This is a genomic window from Hymenobacter metallilatus (assembly GCF_003944705.1).
In the GTDB taxonomy this organism is placed as follows: Bacteria; Bacteroidota; Bacteroidia; order Cytophagales; family Hymenobacteraceae; genus Hymenobacter; species Hymenobacter metallilatus.
Map to the genome: position 1 here is coordinate 25933 of NZ_RWIS01000016.1, position 16562 is coordinate 42494.

Sequence of the window (16562 nt, forward strand, 5' to 3'; positions counted from 1 at the left end):
TTCTGATGACAATTGCCTTTTTCTCCGACGTGCACGGCAACCTGCCGGCGCTGGAAGCGGTGCTGGCCGATATGGAGCAGCGCCGCCCCGACATGATTTTTTGTTTGGGCGACTTGGTGGGCTACGCCCCCTGGCCCAACGAGGTGGTGAACGAGGTGAGGCGGCGCGGCATCCCGACGCTGGCCGGCAACTACGACCAGGGCATCGGGCTGGCCAGCGAGAACTGCGGCTGCGCCTACAAAACCGATGTGGAAAAGGGACTGGGTGCGCAGAGCATTGCGTACACGAATCACATCGTCGGCCCGGACGAGCGGCGCTACCTACGCTACCTGCCCAAGCACATGCGGCTGGACTTTCAGGAGGAGCCCTACACGCTGAGCCTGCTGATGGTGCACGGCTCCCCACGCAAAATTAACGAGTACCTGTTCGAGGACCGGCCCGAGGCCAGCTTCCTGCGGGTGCTGGCCGATGCCAACGCCGACATCCTGCTATTTGGGCACACCCACAAGCCCTATCACCGCACGTTTGCCTACGAGCACGAGGGTGAAACCCGCTACCGCCACGCGCTCAACATCGGCTCGGTGGGCAAGCCCAAGGATGGCGACCCGCGCGCAGCCTACCAGCTGGTACACTTGGACGAGAACACCCAACTGACGGACCCCAACAGCGTGCGCTCGGAGTTGATTCGCGTGGAGTACGATGTGGAGAAAGCAGCCCGGGCCGTGGAGGCCTCGCCGCTGCCCAACGAATACGCCGACATGCTGTGCAAGGCCTACTAACCCACTTGCTGCCATGACTATTGTTCCGCTCACCCAAGTCCACTGGCCGGCGGTGAAGGCCATTTACGAAGCCGGCATGGCCACCGGCAACGCTACGTTTGAAACGCAGGCCCCCGCCTGGGAAGCCTGGGATAAAGCCCACCTGGGCCATAGCCGGCTCGTGGCGGTGGACGAGGCCGGCACGGTGCTGGGCTGGGCCGCCCTCTCCCCGGTATCGGGGCGCTGCGTGTATGGCGGGGTGGCCGAAATCAGCATCTACATCGCGTCGGAAGCCCGCGGGCAAGGCGTGGGCCGGCAGCTGCTGCAGGCCCTGATTGCCGAGTCGGAAGCCCACGGCATCTGGACGCTGCAGGCCGGCACGTTTGAAGAGAACAAGGCCAGCATTGGTCTGCACACGCAGGCGGGATTCCGGGTGATTGGCTACCGCGAACGGATTGGCCAGCATCACGGCGTATGGCGCAACACGGTGCAGATGGAACGTCGTAGTCTGACTGTCGGCGTCGGGTAATTCAACCCCTATTGATGACCATCCTAAATCAACCCCCACCCGCCCCCCCGGCGCCGGCCGCGCTGGCGGAAAAGAAGCTCTCCGGTCTCGACCGGGGCCTGACCCTGTGGATATTCCTGGCCATGGCGCTGGGCGTGGCCCTGGGCTACCTCGTGCCCGGCGTCAACGATGCAGTCAACTACTTCTCGGTGGGCACGGTGAACGTACCGCTGGCCATCGGCCTGATTCTGATGATGTACCCGCCACTGGCCAAGGTGAAGTATGAGCAGCTGCCGACGGTGTTCAAGAACACGCGCATCATTGGCCTCTCGCTGTTCCTGAACTGGATACTCGGCCCGCTGCTGATGTTCTTTCTGGCTATCTGGCTGCTGCCCGACAAGCCCGAGTACATGATGGGCCTGATTCTCATTGGCATTGCCCGCTGCATTGCCATGGTGCTGGTATGGAACGACCTGGCCGACGGCTCACGTGAATACGCGGCCGGGCTGGTGGCGCTGAACTCCATTTTTCAGGTGCTGTTTTACTCGGTGCTGGCCTGGCTGTTTATCACGGTGTTGCCGCCCTACTTCGGGCTGAAAGGCTACGCGGTGAACATCGGTATTTGGGACATTGCGCAGAGCGTGCTGGTGTACCTGGGCATTCCGTTCGCGGCGGGTTTTCTCTCGCGCTTGGTTCTGCGCCGGCTGAAAGGCAACGAGTGGTACGAAACGGTTTTTATTCCCGCGATTAGCCCGATTACGCTGGTGGCACTGCTGCTGACCATCGTGGTCATGTTCAGCCTAAAGGGGGAGGCCATCGTGCAGGTGCCGCTGGACGTGCTGCGCATTGCGTTGCCGCTGGCCCTGTACTTCGGCATCATGTTCGTGCTCAGCTTCGCGGCGGGCAAGTACCTGGGGGCCGATTACGCCGAGAATGCCAGCATTGCCTTTACGGCGACGGGCAACAACTTTGAGTTGGCCATTGCGGTGGCCATTGGCGTGTTCGGGCTCAACTCGGGGCAGGCGTTTGCGGGCGTAATCGGGCCGCTGATTGAAGTGCCGGCACTAATTGCACTGGTCAACCTGGCCTTCTGGTTTCGGCGCCGCTGGTACGACGGGAACAGCGTGGCTGCGCAGGCGTAATGGGGGCAGACTATCCAAACAATAAAGCGCCTTACCTCACGAGTCAGGCGCTTTTTTGCGTCCATGCGGCCGCATGGTAACCGCTGCCTAAGAAGCCTACTTTTTAACGGCTTCCGCAGCAGCCGGGGTCACCACGGCGGCCGTGGTTGGCTTTTTGGCGCAGCAGCTGGCCCCGGGCTTCTCGTCCTTCGAGCACTGCATGGTGGCTTCTTTAACCGCTTTTTTGTTCTTTTTGCCGGGTTTGCCGTCATGGGCCGCGGCGCTGCTGATGGTGGCAAACAGGGTCAGGGCAAGCAGGAGATTTTTCATGAGATGGAAAGGTAAAGGAGTGAGTAGGCGAAGGAAAGGCATCTAGCAGCAGCCGCAGGCCCCTGTGCCCTGCTCCTGAATGGGCGGGCAAGGCACCGTGCCGTAGGAGCAGAACACGCAGCAGTCGCCGGCCAGGGGCTTGAGCACGGTGTGGCAGCTGGTGCATTCGTAAAACCACTGGCAGGCGTCGGTGGGCATCTGCTCAGCTTGGGCATGCTGGCAAACCGGACAGGTAAGCACCGACGTCAGCGTGACCAAGGGGGTAGGGGCAGAAGGCGTGAGGGAAATCATAGCCGGGAGCATTTAGCGGGAAGGATTCAGCACCGAATAGCCGGTGCCGTTGATGGCCTTTTCAATCTGGGCCACGGGCGTCACGGCGGCATTATAGCGCACCTGGGCCGTGCCCTGGTCATAGGACACGCGCACGCTCTGCACGCCCGGCAGCTGCTGCACGTCGTGCTCCACGTGGCGGGCGCAGGCCTCGCAGGTCATTCCCCCGATGCGGTAGGAGCTCGTTTGCCACACCGGCGCCGTATTGGTGGCTGTCACCGGTTTGAGTGCCGCCGACGGGTAGAACCGCGCACTGTAGTAGGGAAAGGTCAACAGCAGGCCGGCCAGCACCGTCACGCTGGCCAGAAAGCCGCGTGACTGCATCAAGGAAGGTTTAGCCGGCACGGGGCAGCCACAGTCATCGTCTGCCACGGGCGCGGGCTTGAGTTGTTGGTACCAAGCAAAACTGAGCACGCCCACCGTCAGGGCCACCAGGTAAGGACGCAGGGGCTCCAGCCACGAGAAAGTGGAGGCGACGCCGCCCAGCCCACCAAGGATGGCCAGAAGCGGGGTGATGCAGCACAGCGAGGCGGCCAGCGCCGCCAGCACGCCCGTGCTGGCCAGGGACTTGGAGGAAGTGAAAGCGGGCTGGTTCATACGGCAGCGGCAGTCAAGGCGGGTGAAACGGATGATAGCAGCGACTGCACCAATGGCTGATGCGCGGGGGTCAGCGAGTAAAACACGGTCTGGCCCACTTTGCGGGCCTGAATCACCCCGCCGTCCTTGAGCTTGCGCAGGTGCTGGGAGATGGCCGACACATTCATCTGCAGCACATCGGCCAGGTCGCACACGCACAGCTGCTGGTCGAGCAGCAGAAACAGCATCTTCAACCGCACCTCGTTGCCGGCCAGCGCGAGCACGGCCGCCATGGCTTCGATGCCCGGCGCAGCTGCAGCCAGACGCTGCTTGCTGTGTTCAATGTGGGCGGCGTCAGCAAAGACGCGGATGCAGGAAGCAGCCATAACTTTGAGTTTATACAAAGTTATTGTTTTCTTATTTAAGCAAACGCTTAAATAATTAGCGTAAGACAAAGATGAGGTATAGTGAGTAGTTGACTGTCCGTTATTGAATAGCTGCTTCAGCGTGCAAGGAAGACTCAAGACTACTTCCACAACCGGCCGCATTGAAAAACCGGACTACCCTTACGGGTCAGAATTCTTCCTTGGTTTATCCAACAAGGGACCGGCTCCCAACTACTTTACTTGCCGGTGCGCACTGGCAATTGCGGCAGTACGGTCCTCGCTCATGCCGGCCGTGGCGGCAAACTCTGGCCACCGTGCCACCTGTTGCAGCACGTCGTCTATCAGCTCGTCGGCCCCGCGGATGTTCATCTCCCGGGCCACGGCCCGCAGGTCGGCGCGGGTGAAGCCGTCCCGCTTGCCGTTCAGGGCCATCTGGTGCTGGCTGGTCCAGCGGTTACCGGGCTGGTAGGCATAGGCCACGTCGTAGGCCGGGGCTAGCTGCCACTGCCCGGCGGCGTCCATCAAAAACGAGATGTTCTTGGTGTGGTCGTCCTGGTTGCGGGCCACCACGTTGAACACCATCCGCCGGTAGAACTGCTCGGCCGCCGTGTAGGGCAGGCGCAGGTCGCGCATGACCTGAAAGGCCTGCTCGTAGGAGTAGGCGGCGGGCTGGTTGTAGTCGTAGTGGGCCAGCGCGCACAAGGTCTGCGCGTGGAGTTTTTCGCCCGCGGCCGTGCGGTCGAAGCGCCGGGTCATGAAGTGGGCCCGCGGCCCTTCCTCGTAGAGGCGGCACTCGCTCATCTGCAGGCCGCTGGCAGTGGCCATGAGGTAGTAGGCGTACTCCAGCCGCCCGAAATCCTGGGGGTCGGCCAGGGCCTGGTCGCGCACGCCGTCCAGCTTGAGCAGCCAGTAGCCAAAGCCGGGCGGGGCCTTTACCTGGCCCGAGCGCACCTCGCCACTGTCTTCGTTGAAGGCAATGATGGCCTTGGGCCGGGCGCCACCGGCCGAGGTGCCCACGGCCAGCAGGGCCGCCAGTCCGTCAGCCGCCTCGTCGCGCAGGTTGACGTGGAAGGCCTCGCGCTGGCCCACGACCTGCTGCGCCAGCTCGACCAGGGCGGCCACTTCCACAGGCTCGGCCCCCGCCCCGGCCACGTTGCCCACCTGGGGCTCGAATTCCAGGGCACCCATGCCGCGGTTGGCGATGTAGCACAAGCGCTCCACCGGCGAGAAGTCCGCGGCGGCGCGGCCCTGCGTGGCCAGCCAGGCGTCGATGAGCTGGTTGCCGAACCGGTCCGGCAGCGCATCGGCCAGTAGCCCGGGCAGGCCGTGGTAGGTGTCGGGGTTGAGGCGGGGAAAGGAATACACCTGGCCGGCGCGGGCCGTCAGCGGCATCTGCAGCGGCGCCACGTTCAGACCGGACTTCACAAAGCCGGGGTCATAGGCAAACGTGGCCAGCGACCGGGCCGCATCCCAGCGCACGGCGCCGACCAGCTGGCCCCACAAGCGAACAAAAGCGAGCTCTACCATTCAGCGGGTGGGGGCGGGGGCGGCGTGGATGAAGCCGGCGAGGCGTTGCGGCGCTGCTTTTTGGCGAGGCGGGCCAGCGCCAGGGGGTTGATTTCCGCTTTGGTCACCAGCGTATCCAGCAAGTCTAACTGCTCCAGCGTGCGTAGCAGCTGCACAAAGGTGAGCAGCGAGGTGGGCCGGCCGTGCTCAATCTGGCTCAGGGTGGCCCGGTCGATGCCCGCGGCCTCGGCCACCGCTTGTTGGGACTGGTTGCGGTTAAGCCGAATCTGGCGCAGGCTGCTGCCCAGTTCGCGCAGGATGGCCAAGTCGGAAAGAGAGTACCAATTCATGTTGTACAGACGCAACAAACAGGGCCAAATATACCATGTTTGTTGCGTTTGTACAACATATAAGAATCGCCTGCGGCACGGAATTATCCGTAGTTTATTTACCGGCCCTTCCCAATTGCTTAGTACCGCGGCCACTACAAAATCACATAGGTTCCTTGACTGCCACTGGTTTTATACCTGGCGTGTTTGGCTTCGGCCCTACGGAAACGGAGAACTAGGCCCCGGTTCGCTACAGGAGGCGGGCATTGACGGCGAATAGCTTTGCCAAGGCCGGTGTTACATTCCGGATGAGGGCGTGGGCAGGATTTCCTGCTACCGGGTCGTGGACGCAAGGACACTGATTGTCAAGCGGAACCTTTGCCGCCAGCAAGGCACCCGTGTGCGTACTACGGGTGGCAATGGCTTGTTCCAATGTGGTCAGGGCCATGATATCGACAGATAGGCCGTCTTCTCCGCTGCGCATCTTGAAAGCGGCGCTGGTAGGCCGGCGGACACCGTCCGGCATTACTTTAAAAAACTGGGGCTGTAAGATGATTCTTCGGAGTAATTCATCCTCGGAGGTTATCTGATGCACACTCATGTATTGCTTGCTGGGCGCGGAGGATCAATAAAATGCCGCAAGGCAGCAAAGAGGCTAGTGTAAGTGCCAATGAGAGCGCCTTGCGCCGTGAAAAGCAGGTAGTCCTCGGTTCCATCGGGGTGTACCTCGATTTCCATCGAGGCATTGTCTCGGTCCAGTTCCACCTGTATGCCACCATCGCGCATAGGAAATACATGCACGCTTACGGCCGGCGCGTAGACCAACTGCAGCGAGAGGGAATTTAAGAGCTGGCGGGCACGGGCCAGGGCGCGCTCCTCGGTGGGCAAGGCCCCGTACGAATCCCAATTAGGCGACAGGTTGCGGAACGTCTCCAGCTGCGCCAAGAGCTTCGGGATAACCAGGCCCAAGCCGGTTACTGGGTTTCGCTTGGTCTTGATGGCCAGTAACTCAAGGGTCTCGAACAGGGAGAATTTGTTGCTGATACCCCGTGCATTTTTTCGGCTGGCCTGCTCGTTGCGAACAAATTCGTCCGCGTCCATCGACCACATGTCAATGCCTTTCACCGACCGGCGGTCAGAGCGGGCAATTGACTTGCGAATCGTCATTACTTGTGGTTCCATGGCGCTTCTTATACTACTACTGCACGAAATTCGTACGAGGCTAATTTCAATATCATCGTTAGGACGAGAAAGACGTTTTCTACGCCGTACTCGTCGTCGTCCATCAAGCCATGGGCCACGCGGTTACGCAAGTTATAGCCGGCTTTCTCACTGAGGAAAAACTTGATAAAGAACCGATCCTCTTCTTCAAGCTTCCCTTTCAAGTCGGCCAGCAATTCGTCCAACAGCTTTTCCATGGTCACCTCCGAGCCCTCGCGCATCTTAAAAGTCGGCATATTCAACCGTACGCAGATGTAGCGCAGCAGGTACTCGACTTTCAACGTCAGTGAATCCGTGCTGGCAATGAAGTCGGGTTCATAGTCAGGGTCCTGCCGCCACGCTTCCAGTTCTTGGAAGAGCAGGCGAATGCCCGACATGATCAGGCGCAAAGGGGAAGTCTGGGTTTGCTGCCCACTCGATTCCACCATACGGGGCTCACCCAGCCAACTGCGCTGCAAGAACGCTTCAATGGCGGCATCCGTCAGCTTTCCAGCTTTAAACGCTTCCAGCATCAGTTTAACCAACGTCTGGGTAGAGAGCTGGGCCAGCAGGCTGTAGGTATTCAAAAACTGAAACTGCTCCTTCTCTTCTTCCGTGTAAAACGTCTGAACCGTGTTGCCGTGCTTGTCTTCTAAGCTCTTGGGCAGCATGTCCATGAAAGAGTCACGCTGGGCCTGGGCGGCCTCACTCACCTTATCCAAACTATGGAACATGGGCGTCAGGCACAATTCCGTCAGAATGCCCTCGGCATCCTTGGTACGCACAACTTCATCGATGTACTCCATTAACGCCCGGGTGGCCTCGTCCGGCATTTGGGTGCGGGTCTGCGTCAAGGCAAAGCGCGTACGCAGGCGCTGATATTCCTGCTCCAGGCGCTGGCTATTAGGCTGGTCTTTCACTTGCCGGTAGATGCGCAGGGCTCGTTCCGTAAAGGTGACGGCTGTCATGTTGTGCTGTGCCTCCGCTTCCTGGGCCAGCGCTTCCAGCTGCTGCGCCTGAAACGTCAACCACCGCTCCCGTTCGCGGCGGGCTTTGACGGCCAGTTCCGCCGCCTCGGCCGCCAGCTCAATGGCGCCATGCCGGTAAGTTTGCGCCAGTTGATGCACCCCATGCCAATCTTGTTCGAGCAAGGCATCGGCCTGCGCCGGACTGTTCAGCGAGCGGTAATACTCGGTAAACAACCGGGTGATGGAGGCCAAGACCAGCAAGGTAGAACGGCTTTCTAACGGCCAGGAAGTGTGCAGGCCCACCAAGTAGTCGACGATTGCGCGCAGCAGCTCTGCAACGCCCGCGTCGTTTTTTCGCGTGTTGGCCAGTTGAAAGGCTTTCCGCAACACCTCAATCGCATGCAGGGCATAATGGGCCCGCTCCCCGGCCACGCGGTGTTTGTCGATATAACTGCTTCCTAATCGAAAGAGCGTAGCCGCCAAGTCCCGAACTTCCTCATTGGTGCGGAGTTGCTTGCGCAAATACAGAAACAAACCGTATTCGCTCTTCAGATAAAGGTTGGGGGAAGCCCGATACCGCTGCTGCACATACGCATACTCGGCCGCGCCATACCCACTCGTATCCGGCCAGCCGAACTCGTGCTCCACGCCCTGCTCGTCTTTTCGGGTACCACTGATTTGGTAACCTACCCCTTTGTCAAGTTGTTTACTGGCGGCTACTACTTCCTGCTCTATTCGGGCCAACCGGGCGTTTTCATGGTCCCCAGCCTCCGTAAGCTGCACAGCCATTTCGCCCAGTCGCGAGGTAATCGCGTGATGGTCCTTGACATCTTCGCTGGCAGTATCGAGGTAATTCAGGTAATTCTGAAGGTCTTGCATGTAGTGGCTTTACCGGTGCTTCCTAAACAAGGCGGCGGGAAGATTGGCTCCCATTACAGGACGTTGCGCGCAATCTTGCGCATGGCCGACGGCGTGTCGCCAAACTTGCACAGGGCCTCACAGTGCTGGCTGAGTTCGGAGAACAGAATGTAGTGGATGGTTGCGCCAGCGGCCCGAATAGCCGGGCGCGAGAGTTGGGCCTGTACCTCCTTCTCGCGGGCGTCGGGCACCACTAAATACAAGGCTGTTTCGTGTTCGGGCATGGAAAACGCCAAATCCGTCAGCCGCAGAATGCCGCTGTAGATGCTGGTGCTTTTCTCGACCTCAAAGGCGGCTACCACCCGATTGGTACCGGGTGCAAACCACACCACATCAATGAGGCGAATAGTGGTGGCCACGTCGGCCGGTACCGGCAGCTCGGGGTGCTGGTCGAGGCAGAGAAATGACAGCTTCTGGCCGTGACACAAGCGGTTACGGTCGTTGATGGCCGTGGTCACGTCGCAGCCCAGGGCCTTGCCGATGCGCAGCAGGTGGTGCTGCATCTGGGTGTGCTGGTTTTGCTCCTGGGCCTCGGTCTGCACCTCCTGGTGGCGCTTGCGGGCTTGCTGCTGGTACTTATCGCGGTCCTCGTCGCTGGCAAACTGCTGGTCGCCGGCAATCATCTTCTTCACGCCCACGTCGAAGAGCAAGCCCGCCAGCGCCCCGTAGTCCAGGCTCAGGTGCTGACGGTGCTCCTGGTTCAGGTCGCGTAGCCGCTCGCGCATGCGCAGGTACTCCGCCCAGGAGCCCAGCTTGATTTTCTCCCCGAACAGGGCGTTGAAGCCGTTGACGATGGCCGTGTTGCAGGGCGGCATCAAGGTGGGGTGCAGGAAATACAGGATGCTGGCTACGGCCGGGCCCAGCCCCTTGATTTTGCGGCGGTCCAGCAAGTCTATTTCGCGCAGCAGCTGCTGCTCGGTGGTGGCGGCCAGACAGCTTTCCAGAAATTGCCCGAAGGCACGCTTATTGTCCTCGTGCTCGTAGATGTCGGGAATGCGCAGCTTGGGCTTCCAGTAGAAGGGGTGGGCCGCGCCCTGAAACACCTGCTTTTGCTCGCTGATGACGCTGAGCACAAATTCAAGCGACGTGCCCTTGAAATCGTTGCCGAAGCTACCGGCCTTGATGTCCTTGACCACCTGCTGTACCCCGCGCCGGATGGAGCGAAAAGCCTTTAACCGTTCCTCGTTGTTGATAAACCAGGTGTTGTAAACGGATTCAGAATCGGCTTTGTACGATTGGATAAGGGGCGGTAGGGCGGCAGACATAAAAAGGGAGTAGGACCAATACAGTAGCTAAGTTGCACAGAAGTCCGGGCCCAATCATCATGCTTCCGGCGCGGGTCCCGGCATTTCGCGAAATGGCGGCTACATCTGGTGGCCGGGCATGTCCATCCCGGGCATTGCATCCATTGGCATACCCGGCCGCATCGATAGGTCCCCGTACTGCGCTGCCAGGTAATATCCCACGGCCAGCAGAAGCAGGGAGAGCAAGGCTACCGCAGCCTTGCGGGATGCCGATATATGCTGACCGCCCATGTTGTGGTGGCCAGTAGCGTGCTGACCGCCCGGCGCTGAAGCATCAGCGGCTACGCGCATGTGCGCGGCAGAGGCTGCGGTGTAAGCTGTGATGGCGGGGTCGGTGGCGCGCTCGGGTGGCGGGCCACCTTTGCCAAGAGCACGCTCGGTGCCCATGCCGTGCTTAAGCTGTTTTTTCACGAGCCACCAGTTAATGGGGTAAGCCGTGAGGGCTCCTACCAGGGTGGCCAGTGACATAATCCCCCAGAAGCGTACGGAGGCAGGCTCCATAGCCGTCATGTCGCGGGTCATCAGGATAACCATAGTTGGAATCATGCCAGCCATGACCGCATTCATGGACACCCATTCGGGGTAAAAAGAGGCCTGTATGGCCTTACTATAGCTCCCCCCCAGCATGTCTTTCATAAACAAGGCCTGGAAAATAAGTAAGCCAAACAAGAAGCCGGCGGCGTACTCCACCCAGATGTCAATGCCCATGGGCAAGCGCAGCCAGCTGGTAATGATGGCTGCCGCAATGATGCCGGTGGCGTCGCCGGCTAAGCAGTGGATAGTGGAGCCGACGGTTTGCTTCCACAGCGGGGCTACAAACTGCTCGTGGGTGCCGGGGGCCGGCTCGCGGCAGGAAAACCAGTAGATGAGCAGGCCCACCGGCCCGGTGTAGAGCGTCACCAGCACCCAGCCCCATTTCATCACCTTCATTTCCGGGGTGCGGGTAAACATGTCCAAGGCCACGTAGGCTACGGAAAGGGCGGTTAAAGTAAACCAAATCCACAGCAGGTACTGCGGAAACAGTGGCTCCGACATTGGGTGCATCAGGGGAGGGGAGTAAGTAAAACGGAAAGGAAGTAAAAGACCAAAAAGAAGAATCTTCAGCGGAGCGGCTGGCGCAGCCTAGCCTCCATGGCGGCTGTCAGTGGGTCAGCATACACGCCGTAGGCATTTACCAGCACGCCCCGCAGGTCCAGTCCGATGGCCCTGATGGCGTAAAGGATGGATTGGTCAGCTGGGTCGGAGGGCCCTTCAAAGCGAAACACCGCGTCGACCTGAAACTGCTCGGGCCGGAGCTGCAGGTCGTGGGCCGCGCAGTACAGGCAGTCGGGCCGCAGGTTAAAGTCTTCGGTGTAGCCGCGGCTGCGCAGCTGCTGCAGGGCGGAAGAGAGCGTGTCGGAAGGTTCCATAAGGGTAAGGAAGGAAAACGTACGTCCAGCAGGAGCACGTGGCTTACTGTGGCCAGCGGATACCCAGCTGCCAGCATTCGGCATAATCCAGCGCCATATGCAATAAAAAGCCCACGGCCCACGGGCGGGTTATTGGAGGAAGCAGCACGAACCCATAGATGCCCATCGCCCAGTACGTATGTAGGGGGTGGTAATTGATGCTGCACCGGGTAGGGTCAAACATAGGCGTGGCCAGCACATGGTCTATGTCCAGCAACAGGGCTGTGGCCAGGATAAGCCAGGCCCGGCGCCAGCGCGGCCGGTAGAACAGCAGGGCCACAATACCAGGCACCAGCAGGTGGAGAAGTGCGTGCACCATACGCAGCCAACGGCAAGGAAAAAGAGCGACCCCGTAGGAGCCGCTCTGAGAATGGCAGCTACGCTACCAGTTAGTAGGATTTGTTGGCCAGCAGCCAATCCTGCAACTCCTTAATTTCCATTTGCTGGTCCGTGATGATCTTCCGGGCCATAGCCTTAGGGGTGGCTTCCCGACCCAGCTCAATCTCATCCTCGCTCATTTCCAGCGCGCTGGTGTGGTGGTCAATCATGAGCTGGGCAAAGTCCTGGTCCGCGTCGCCGGTGAGCACGCGCAGGTCATTGTTTTTATCCATCATCTCCATGACCATCATGGCGCGGTCCATGAATTCCATCACCATGGGAGCATGGGCCGGATGGCCGGCCAGGAAGGCATTGAACTGCGTGATTTCGGCCTGCTGGGCGGTAATTACGCGCTGAGCAATGGCTTTCATGGCTGCGTTGTCCCCGTCACTGAGTTCCTTCTGGGCCATTTTGATGGCGCCCGTGTGGTGCATGACCATCATCTTGGCGTAGTCATTGTCGGGGTCCATGGTGGCCGTCATCATATCCATCTCCTTGCTCATATCGTGCATGATGGACATGAAGGCGTTTTTGTCATGAGCCTGCACCTTCAGGCCATCGGCTTCATCTTTGTTACACGAAGTCAGGGCACCGAAGGCAAGTACTGAAGCAAACAGGGTAAAGCGGAGCGAACGTGGCATACTACAGGGTTGAATGGTAGGCAAAGGCAACAGAGGTTGTTACCCTAGCTAAACGATGCAACAGCCTCCCTGTTTGCCCACAATTCGGCCGAAAACCTTGTAAAGTTTCCAGTTCTGCGCCTCTAAGAGAGAGTTTCCAGGCCGAGACGACCCGCGCTGCCGGGCCCGAGGGCCTGAAAATCGGAGGGGGACATACCCGTGACCTGGCGGAACTGGTTGGTCAGGTGGGCCGCGCTGCTATAACCCAATTGTTTCGCGACGCTGCTCACGTTCGCGTCCTGGTAGCTGAGCAGTTCCTTGGCGCGCTCCACCTTCTGGCGGATGATGTACTTCTCCAGCGTCAGGCCCTCGCGCACCGAGAACTGGTGTGACAAGTACGCGTAGGCCCGGCCGACCCGCTCGCTGATGAAGTGAGAATAGGTGTGAAATGGCTGCAGCTCAACCGGGGTGTAGTGAATCAGCTCTACCACCAGGGCCTTCACCTGCTCCACCAGCTGATCGCGTGGGTCCTCCACCAGGGCAAAGCCGTAGGCCTGCAGGGCTTGCTGCACCACGGGCTCCTGTAGGGGACTGCCATCCGCCATGCGCACATTAGCTGCCCCCAGGGCCACGTCGTCCACCACCAGCCCGGCCTTCTCCAGCTCGCGCTGCACCACCCGCAGGCAGCGGGGGCACACCATGTTGCGGATGGAAAGGCGAACCGCCCCGGCCGCGGGGGGCGGTAGGGTGGAAGTGGCGGACTGCGTCATGATGTTCATTTTACGACCAGGCTTCCCCGCAGCATGTGCATGCCGCAGGTGAAAGCAAAGGTACCGGCTTGCTGGGGCAAAAACTCAATGGCCGTAGTTTTAAACGGAGCCAGGTCGCGCCGGATGTTGAAGTCGGGCAGCAGCAGCTCCTCGGAGCAGCTGTTTTCCTCATCGCGGTAAAAGTTAAGCTGCACGGGCTTGCCGCGCTCCACCTCAATGACGTCGGGCGAGTAGCCGCCCTTCACCATGATGTCGACCTGCTGGATGCCCGCCGACGAGGAAACGGCCGCCGCCACCCGGTGCGGGGCCAGAAAGAAAAACCAGCCGACAAAGGCCAGCAGGCCCACGCCTGCCAGGGTGACGATTAGCTGAGTAGTATCCATAGGGGAACGTACAAAAAGGAAAGAAAAGGCCGCCTTATGCGGTCCGCTTATAAGCGCGCAGGCGCAGCGAGTTGGTCAGCACCGATACCGAGCTCAGGGCCATGGCCCCGGCGGCCAGCATGGGCGAGAGCAGCCAGCCGGTGAGCGGGAAGAGCAGGCCGGCCGCAATAGGAATGCCCAGCGTGTTGTAAATGAAGGCGAAAAAGAGGTTCTGCTTAATTGTGCGCATGGTTTGGCGCGAGAGGTCAATGGCCGTGACCACGCCCTGCAAATCCGAGCGCATGAGCGTGATGCCGGCCGCTTCCATGGCCACGTCGGTGCCGCCGCCCATGGCCAGGCCGATGTCGGCCTGGGCCAGGGCGGGCGCGTCGTTGATACCGTCCCCGACCATGGCCACCACGCGGCCTTCGGCTTGCAACTCTTTCACCTTACCGGCCTTATCGGCGGGCAGCACCTCGGCAAAGTAGCGCTTGATGCCTACCTGTTCGGCTACCTTGGCGGCGGTTTGCGGGTTGTCGCCGGTCATCATCACCACCTCAATGCCTTTTTGCTGCAAATGGCGAATCGCGGCCACCGACGTGTCGCGTACGGTATCGGCTACCCCAATCAGGGCCACCACCTGCCCGCCCATCGCGGCGTAGAGCACGGTCTTGGCTTGATCCAGCAGCTGCGCGGCGGCCTGCTCGGCCGCGGCCGTCATCGGCACCTGGTGCTCGACGAGCAAGCGGCGGTTGCCCAGCAAAATAGCCTGCCCGTCCACCGTGGCACTGGCCCCACGGCCTTCCAAAGCCTGAAACGCGGTGGCCGACAGCGCTGCGGCGCCCTGGGCATCGGCGTAGCGCACTACGGCCTCGGCCAGGGGATGCTCGCTCTGCCGCTCCACGGCGGCCAGCAGGGGCAGCAGGCGGTCAGTAGCTTCCCCGGTGACGGGCACGAAGTCCGTCACGCTGGGCTCCCCGCGGGTGATAGTACCGGTTTTGTCGAGCAGCACGGTGGTTACCTTCTCCGCTTTCTCCAGGGCCTCGGCATTGCGAATCAGCACGCCGTGCTCGGCCCCCTTGCCGGTGCCGACCATAATGGCCGTAGGCGTGGCCAGGCCCAGGGCGCAGGGACAGGCGATGATGAGCACGGCCACAAAGTTGACCAGCGCCAGCGGCAGGCGCGTGGCTTCGGGGGCAAAGTCAAACCAGAGCACAAAGGTGACGATGGCAATCATAACCACCACCGGCACGAACACCGCGCTGACTTTGTCGGCCAGCTGCTGGATGGGGGCGCGGCTGCCCTGGGCTTGCTCCACCAGCTTCACAATCTGGGCCAGCATGGTTTCGGCGCCCACTTTGCTGACGCGAAAGCGGAACGAGCCGGTCTTGTTGAGGGTGGCCCCGAACACGTTGTCGCCCTGCTTCTTTTCCACCGGCAGGCTCTCGCCGGTGAGCATGCTCTCATCGACGGCTGAGTGGCCGCTGAGCAGCACGCCGTCGGTAGCTACTTTCTCCCCGGGGCGCACCACTACTTCGTCGCCGGGCACGACCTGCTCGATGGGCACGTCTACTTCCTGCCCGCCCCGCACTACGCGGGCGGTTTTGGCCTGCAGCCCCATCAGGGCCTTGATGGCGGCCGAGGTCTTGGACTTGGCCCGGCTTTCGAGCACCTTGCCCAGCAGAATCAAGGCAATAATGGTGGCCGTGGTGTCGTAGTACACCTCGGGCATGATGCCGCGCTGCATAAACCAGTGGGGAATCACCGTGGCGGCCAAGCTGTAGAGAAAGGCCGCGCCGGTGCCCACGGCGATGAGCGTGTCCATGCTGGCGGTGCGGTGCCGGAAGCCGTTCCAGGCCGAGACGTAAAACTCGCGGCCACTGTAAAGCAGCACGGGCAATGTCAGGGCCAGCAGCACGTAGTTGAGTACCGGCGTCGGGATCAGGTTCATCATCCGGGGCCAGAGCATGAGCATACTCAACGGCATGATGACCACGGCCAGCCCCACCGCTACCTGGAAGCGGCGTTTGAGCTTCTGGTAAGCCTCGGCCTTGCGCTGGTCCAGCTCCTGGTCGGAAGCCAGCACGTTGGGCGAAGCCGGCGCGACCGGCTCGTGCACACCGTAGCCGGCCTGCTCCACGGCCGCCTTCAGGCCGGCGCGGTCAATCTGGCCCGGCAGGTACTCGATGGTGGCCTTTTCGCTGGCCAGGTTTACGGTGGCGCGCTGCACGCCGGGCGTGCGGCTGAGCGCCTTCTCCACAAAGTTGGAGCAGGACGCGCAGGTCATGCCCTCAATGTTAAGCGTGACGGTCTCGGTGCCGCCAGCGGGCGCCGCCGGCTGGGCGGGTGCCGCCGGGGTGGGGTGATGATGGGGTATGGTTTCCACGAGTAGTAGCGTTGGTGGGGAGCGGTAAGTTGCTCGTTGTGGTCAACACGAAGTAAACTGGCTTCGGTACCCAATAGATGTGCAGAATTGAGCTTTGCGCTTACAACATTTGCATACCCCGTCGTCCAGTGTGCCGGCACGTACACAATTCAGTCGCTGAGCTTATAAGATTTCCAGCATAGCCCGGGTGTACTCCCAGCGGGTCAAAACCAGAACGGGGCCTGAGCGGGCCCGCAGACGCTGAAAAGGCCATTTCTGGAGCGGTAGGGGAGGAAAGGGGCTTAGCCGCCGAGCTAGGGAGGCCAGAGTCGCAGTAGAATACTATGTAAACCTTTCCCATAATTTTGCAGTTGACCTGTACCAA

20 protein-coding genes are annotated in these 16562 nt (G+C 60.8%); 3 read left to right on the top strand and 17 right to left on the bottom strand.

The features are described 5' to 3' along the window. Positions 1 to 5 precede the first annotated feature (5 nt). The 3 genes from EI290_RS19440 to arsB are packed head-to-tail and all read left to right on the top strand — an operon-like array spanning position 6 to position 2408. Complete coding sequence (locus tag EI290_RS19440; RefSeq protein ID WP_125433330.1) at positions 6 to 779, top strand: metallophosphoesterase family protein; 774 nt, start codon at positions 6 to 8, stop codon at positions 777 to 779. 13 nt (positions 780 to 792) lie between these two features. Further along, positions 793 to 1287: a GNAT family N-acetyltransferase gene (locus EI290_RS19445; RefSeq protein WP_125433331.1), complete on the top strand. Its 495-nt coding sequence runs from the start codon at positions 793 to 795 to the stop codon at positions 1285 to 1287. A 14-nt stretch (positions 1288 to 1301) separates the two neighbouring features. Then, entirely contained in the window at positions 1302 to 2408 is a 1107-nt protein-coding gene (arsB, locus tag EI290_RS19450; protein WP_125433332.1) for an ACR3 family arsenite efflux transporter, read from the top strand. A 96-nt stretch (positions 2409 to 2504) separates the two neighbouring features. Here the strand turns inward: arsB and EI290_RS19455 are convergent, their stop codons facing one another. The 17 genes from EI290_RS19455 to EI290_RS19535 all read right to left on the bottom strand — a co-directional run bounded on the left by EI290_RS19455 (position 2505) and on the right by EI290_RS19535 (position 16198). Then, positions 2505 to 2717 carry a hypothetical protein gene (locus tag EI290_RS19455; protein ID WP_044019220.1) on the bottom strand — a complete coding sequence of 71 codons (213 nt, stop codon included), beginning with the start codon at positions 2715 to 2717 and terminating at the stop codon, positions 2505 to 2507. A gap of 42 nt (positions 2718 to 2759) precedes the next feature. After that, complete coding sequence (locus EI290_RS19460) at positions 2760 to 3008, bottom strand: GDCCVxC domain-containing (seleno)protein (RefSeq protein WP_052381937.1); 249 nt, start codon at positions 3006 to 3008, stop codon at positions 2760 to 2762. 12 nt (positions 3009 to 3020) lie between these two features. Next, the gene (gene merTP / locus EI290_RS19465) at positions 3021 to 3644 is read right to left on the bottom strand and encodes a mercuric transport protein MerTP (protein WP_125433333.1); all 624 of its coding nucleotides are present in this window, start codon (positions 3642 to 3644) and stop codon (positions 3021 to 3023) included. Beyond that, complete coding sequence (locus tag EI290_RS19470; protein WP_044019301.1) at positions 3641 to 4009, bottom strand: ArsR/SmtB family transcription factor; 369 nt, start codon at positions 4007 to 4009, stop codon at positions 3641 to 3643. The genes merTP and EI290_RS19470 overlap by 4 nt, the downstream gene beginning before the upstream one ends. Positions 4010 to 4240: 231 nt before the next feature. Next, complete coding sequence (locus EI290_RS19475; RefSeq protein ID WP_125433334.1) at positions 4241 to 5536, bottom strand: type II toxin-antitoxin system HipA family toxin; 1296 nt, start codon at positions 5534 to 5536, stop codon at positions 4241 to 4243. Next, complete coding sequence (locus tag EI290_RS19480; protein WP_125433335.1) at positions 5530 to 5865, bottom strand: helix-turn-helix transcriptional regulator; 336 nt, start codon at positions 5863 to 5865, stop codon at positions 5530 to 5532. The genes EI290_RS19475 and EI290_RS19480 overlap by 7 nt, the downstream gene beginning before the upstream one ends. A gap of 229 nt (positions 5866 to 6094) precedes the next feature. Continuing rightward, positions 6095 to 6370 carry a hypothetical protein gene (locus tag EI290_RS19485; RefSeq protein ID WP_125433336.1) on the bottom strand — a complete coding sequence of 92 codons (276 nt, stop codon included), beginning with the start codon at positions 6368 to 6370 and terminating at the stop codon, positions 6095 to 6097. A gap of 71 nt (positions 6371 to 6441) precedes the next feature. Beyond that, the gene (locus EI290_RS19490) at positions 6442 to 7026 is read right to left on the bottom strand and encodes a hypothetical protein (protein ID WP_044019229.1); all 585 of its coding nucleotides are present in this window, start codon (positions 7024 to 7026) and stop codon (positions 6442 to 6444) included. 8 nt (positions 7027 to 7034) lie between these two features. Further along, on the bottom strand, positions 7035 to 8891 hold the full coding sequence (locus EI290_RS19495; protein WP_125433337.1) for a DUF4209 domain-containing protein: 1857 nt from the start codon (positions 8889 to 8891) through the stop codon (positions 7035 to 7037). 53 nt (positions 8892 to 8944) lie between these two features. Then, on the bottom strand, positions 8945 to 10195 hold the full coding sequence (locus EI290_RS19500; protein WP_044019232.1) for a hypothetical protein: 1251 nt from the start codon (positions 10193 to 10195) through the stop codon (positions 8945 to 8947). 99 nt (positions 10196 to 10294) lie between these two features. Beyond that, complete coding sequence (locus EI290_RS19505) at positions 10295 to 11278, bottom strand: DUF4396 domain-containing protein (RefSeq protein ID WP_125433338.1); 984 nt, start codon at positions 11276 to 11278, stop codon at positions 10295 to 10297. 56 nt (positions 11279 to 11334) lie between these two features. Next, complete coding sequence (locus EI290_RS19510; RefSeq protein WP_125433339.1) at positions 11335 to 11643, bottom strand: phosphoribosylpyrophosphate synthetase; 309 nt, start codon at positions 11641 to 11643, stop codon at positions 11335 to 11337. A 43-nt stretch (positions 11644 to 11686) separates the two neighbouring features. Further along, complete coding sequence (locus EI290_RS19515) at positions 11687 to 12001, bottom strand: DUF6122 family protein (RefSeq protein WP_125433340.1); 315 nt, start codon at positions 11999 to 12001, stop codon at positions 11687 to 11689. A 70-nt stretch (positions 12002 to 12071) separates the two neighbouring features. Next, the gene (locus tag EI290_RS19520) at positions 12072 to 12701 is read right to left on the bottom strand and encodes a DUF305 domain-containing protein (RefSeq protein WP_125433341.1); all 630 of its coding nucleotides are present in this window, start codon (positions 12699 to 12701) and stop codon (positions 12072 to 12074) included. A 122-nt stretch (positions 12702 to 12823) separates the two neighbouring features. Then, positions 12824 to 13450 (bottom strand): helix-turn-helix domain-containing protein, encoded by a 627-nt coding sequence (locus EI290_RS19525; protein WP_052381938.1) that lies wholly within the window; start codon positions 13448 to 13450, stop codon positions 12824 to 12826. A 5-nt stretch (positions 13451 to 13455) separates the two neighbouring features. Continuing rightward, positions 13456 to 13833 (bottom strand): cupredoxin domain-containing protein, encoded by a 378-nt coding sequence (locus EI290_RS19530; RefSeq protein WP_044019239.1) that lies wholly within the window; start codon positions 13831 to 13833, stop codon positions 13456 to 13458. A 34-nt stretch (positions 13834 to 13867) separates the two neighbouring features. Next, entirely contained in the window at positions 13868 to 16198 is a 2331-nt protein-coding gene (locus tag EI290_RS19535) for a heavy metal translocating P-type ATPase (RefSeq protein WP_317127481.1), read from the bottom strand. Positions 16199 to 16562: the final 364 nt, after the last annotated feature.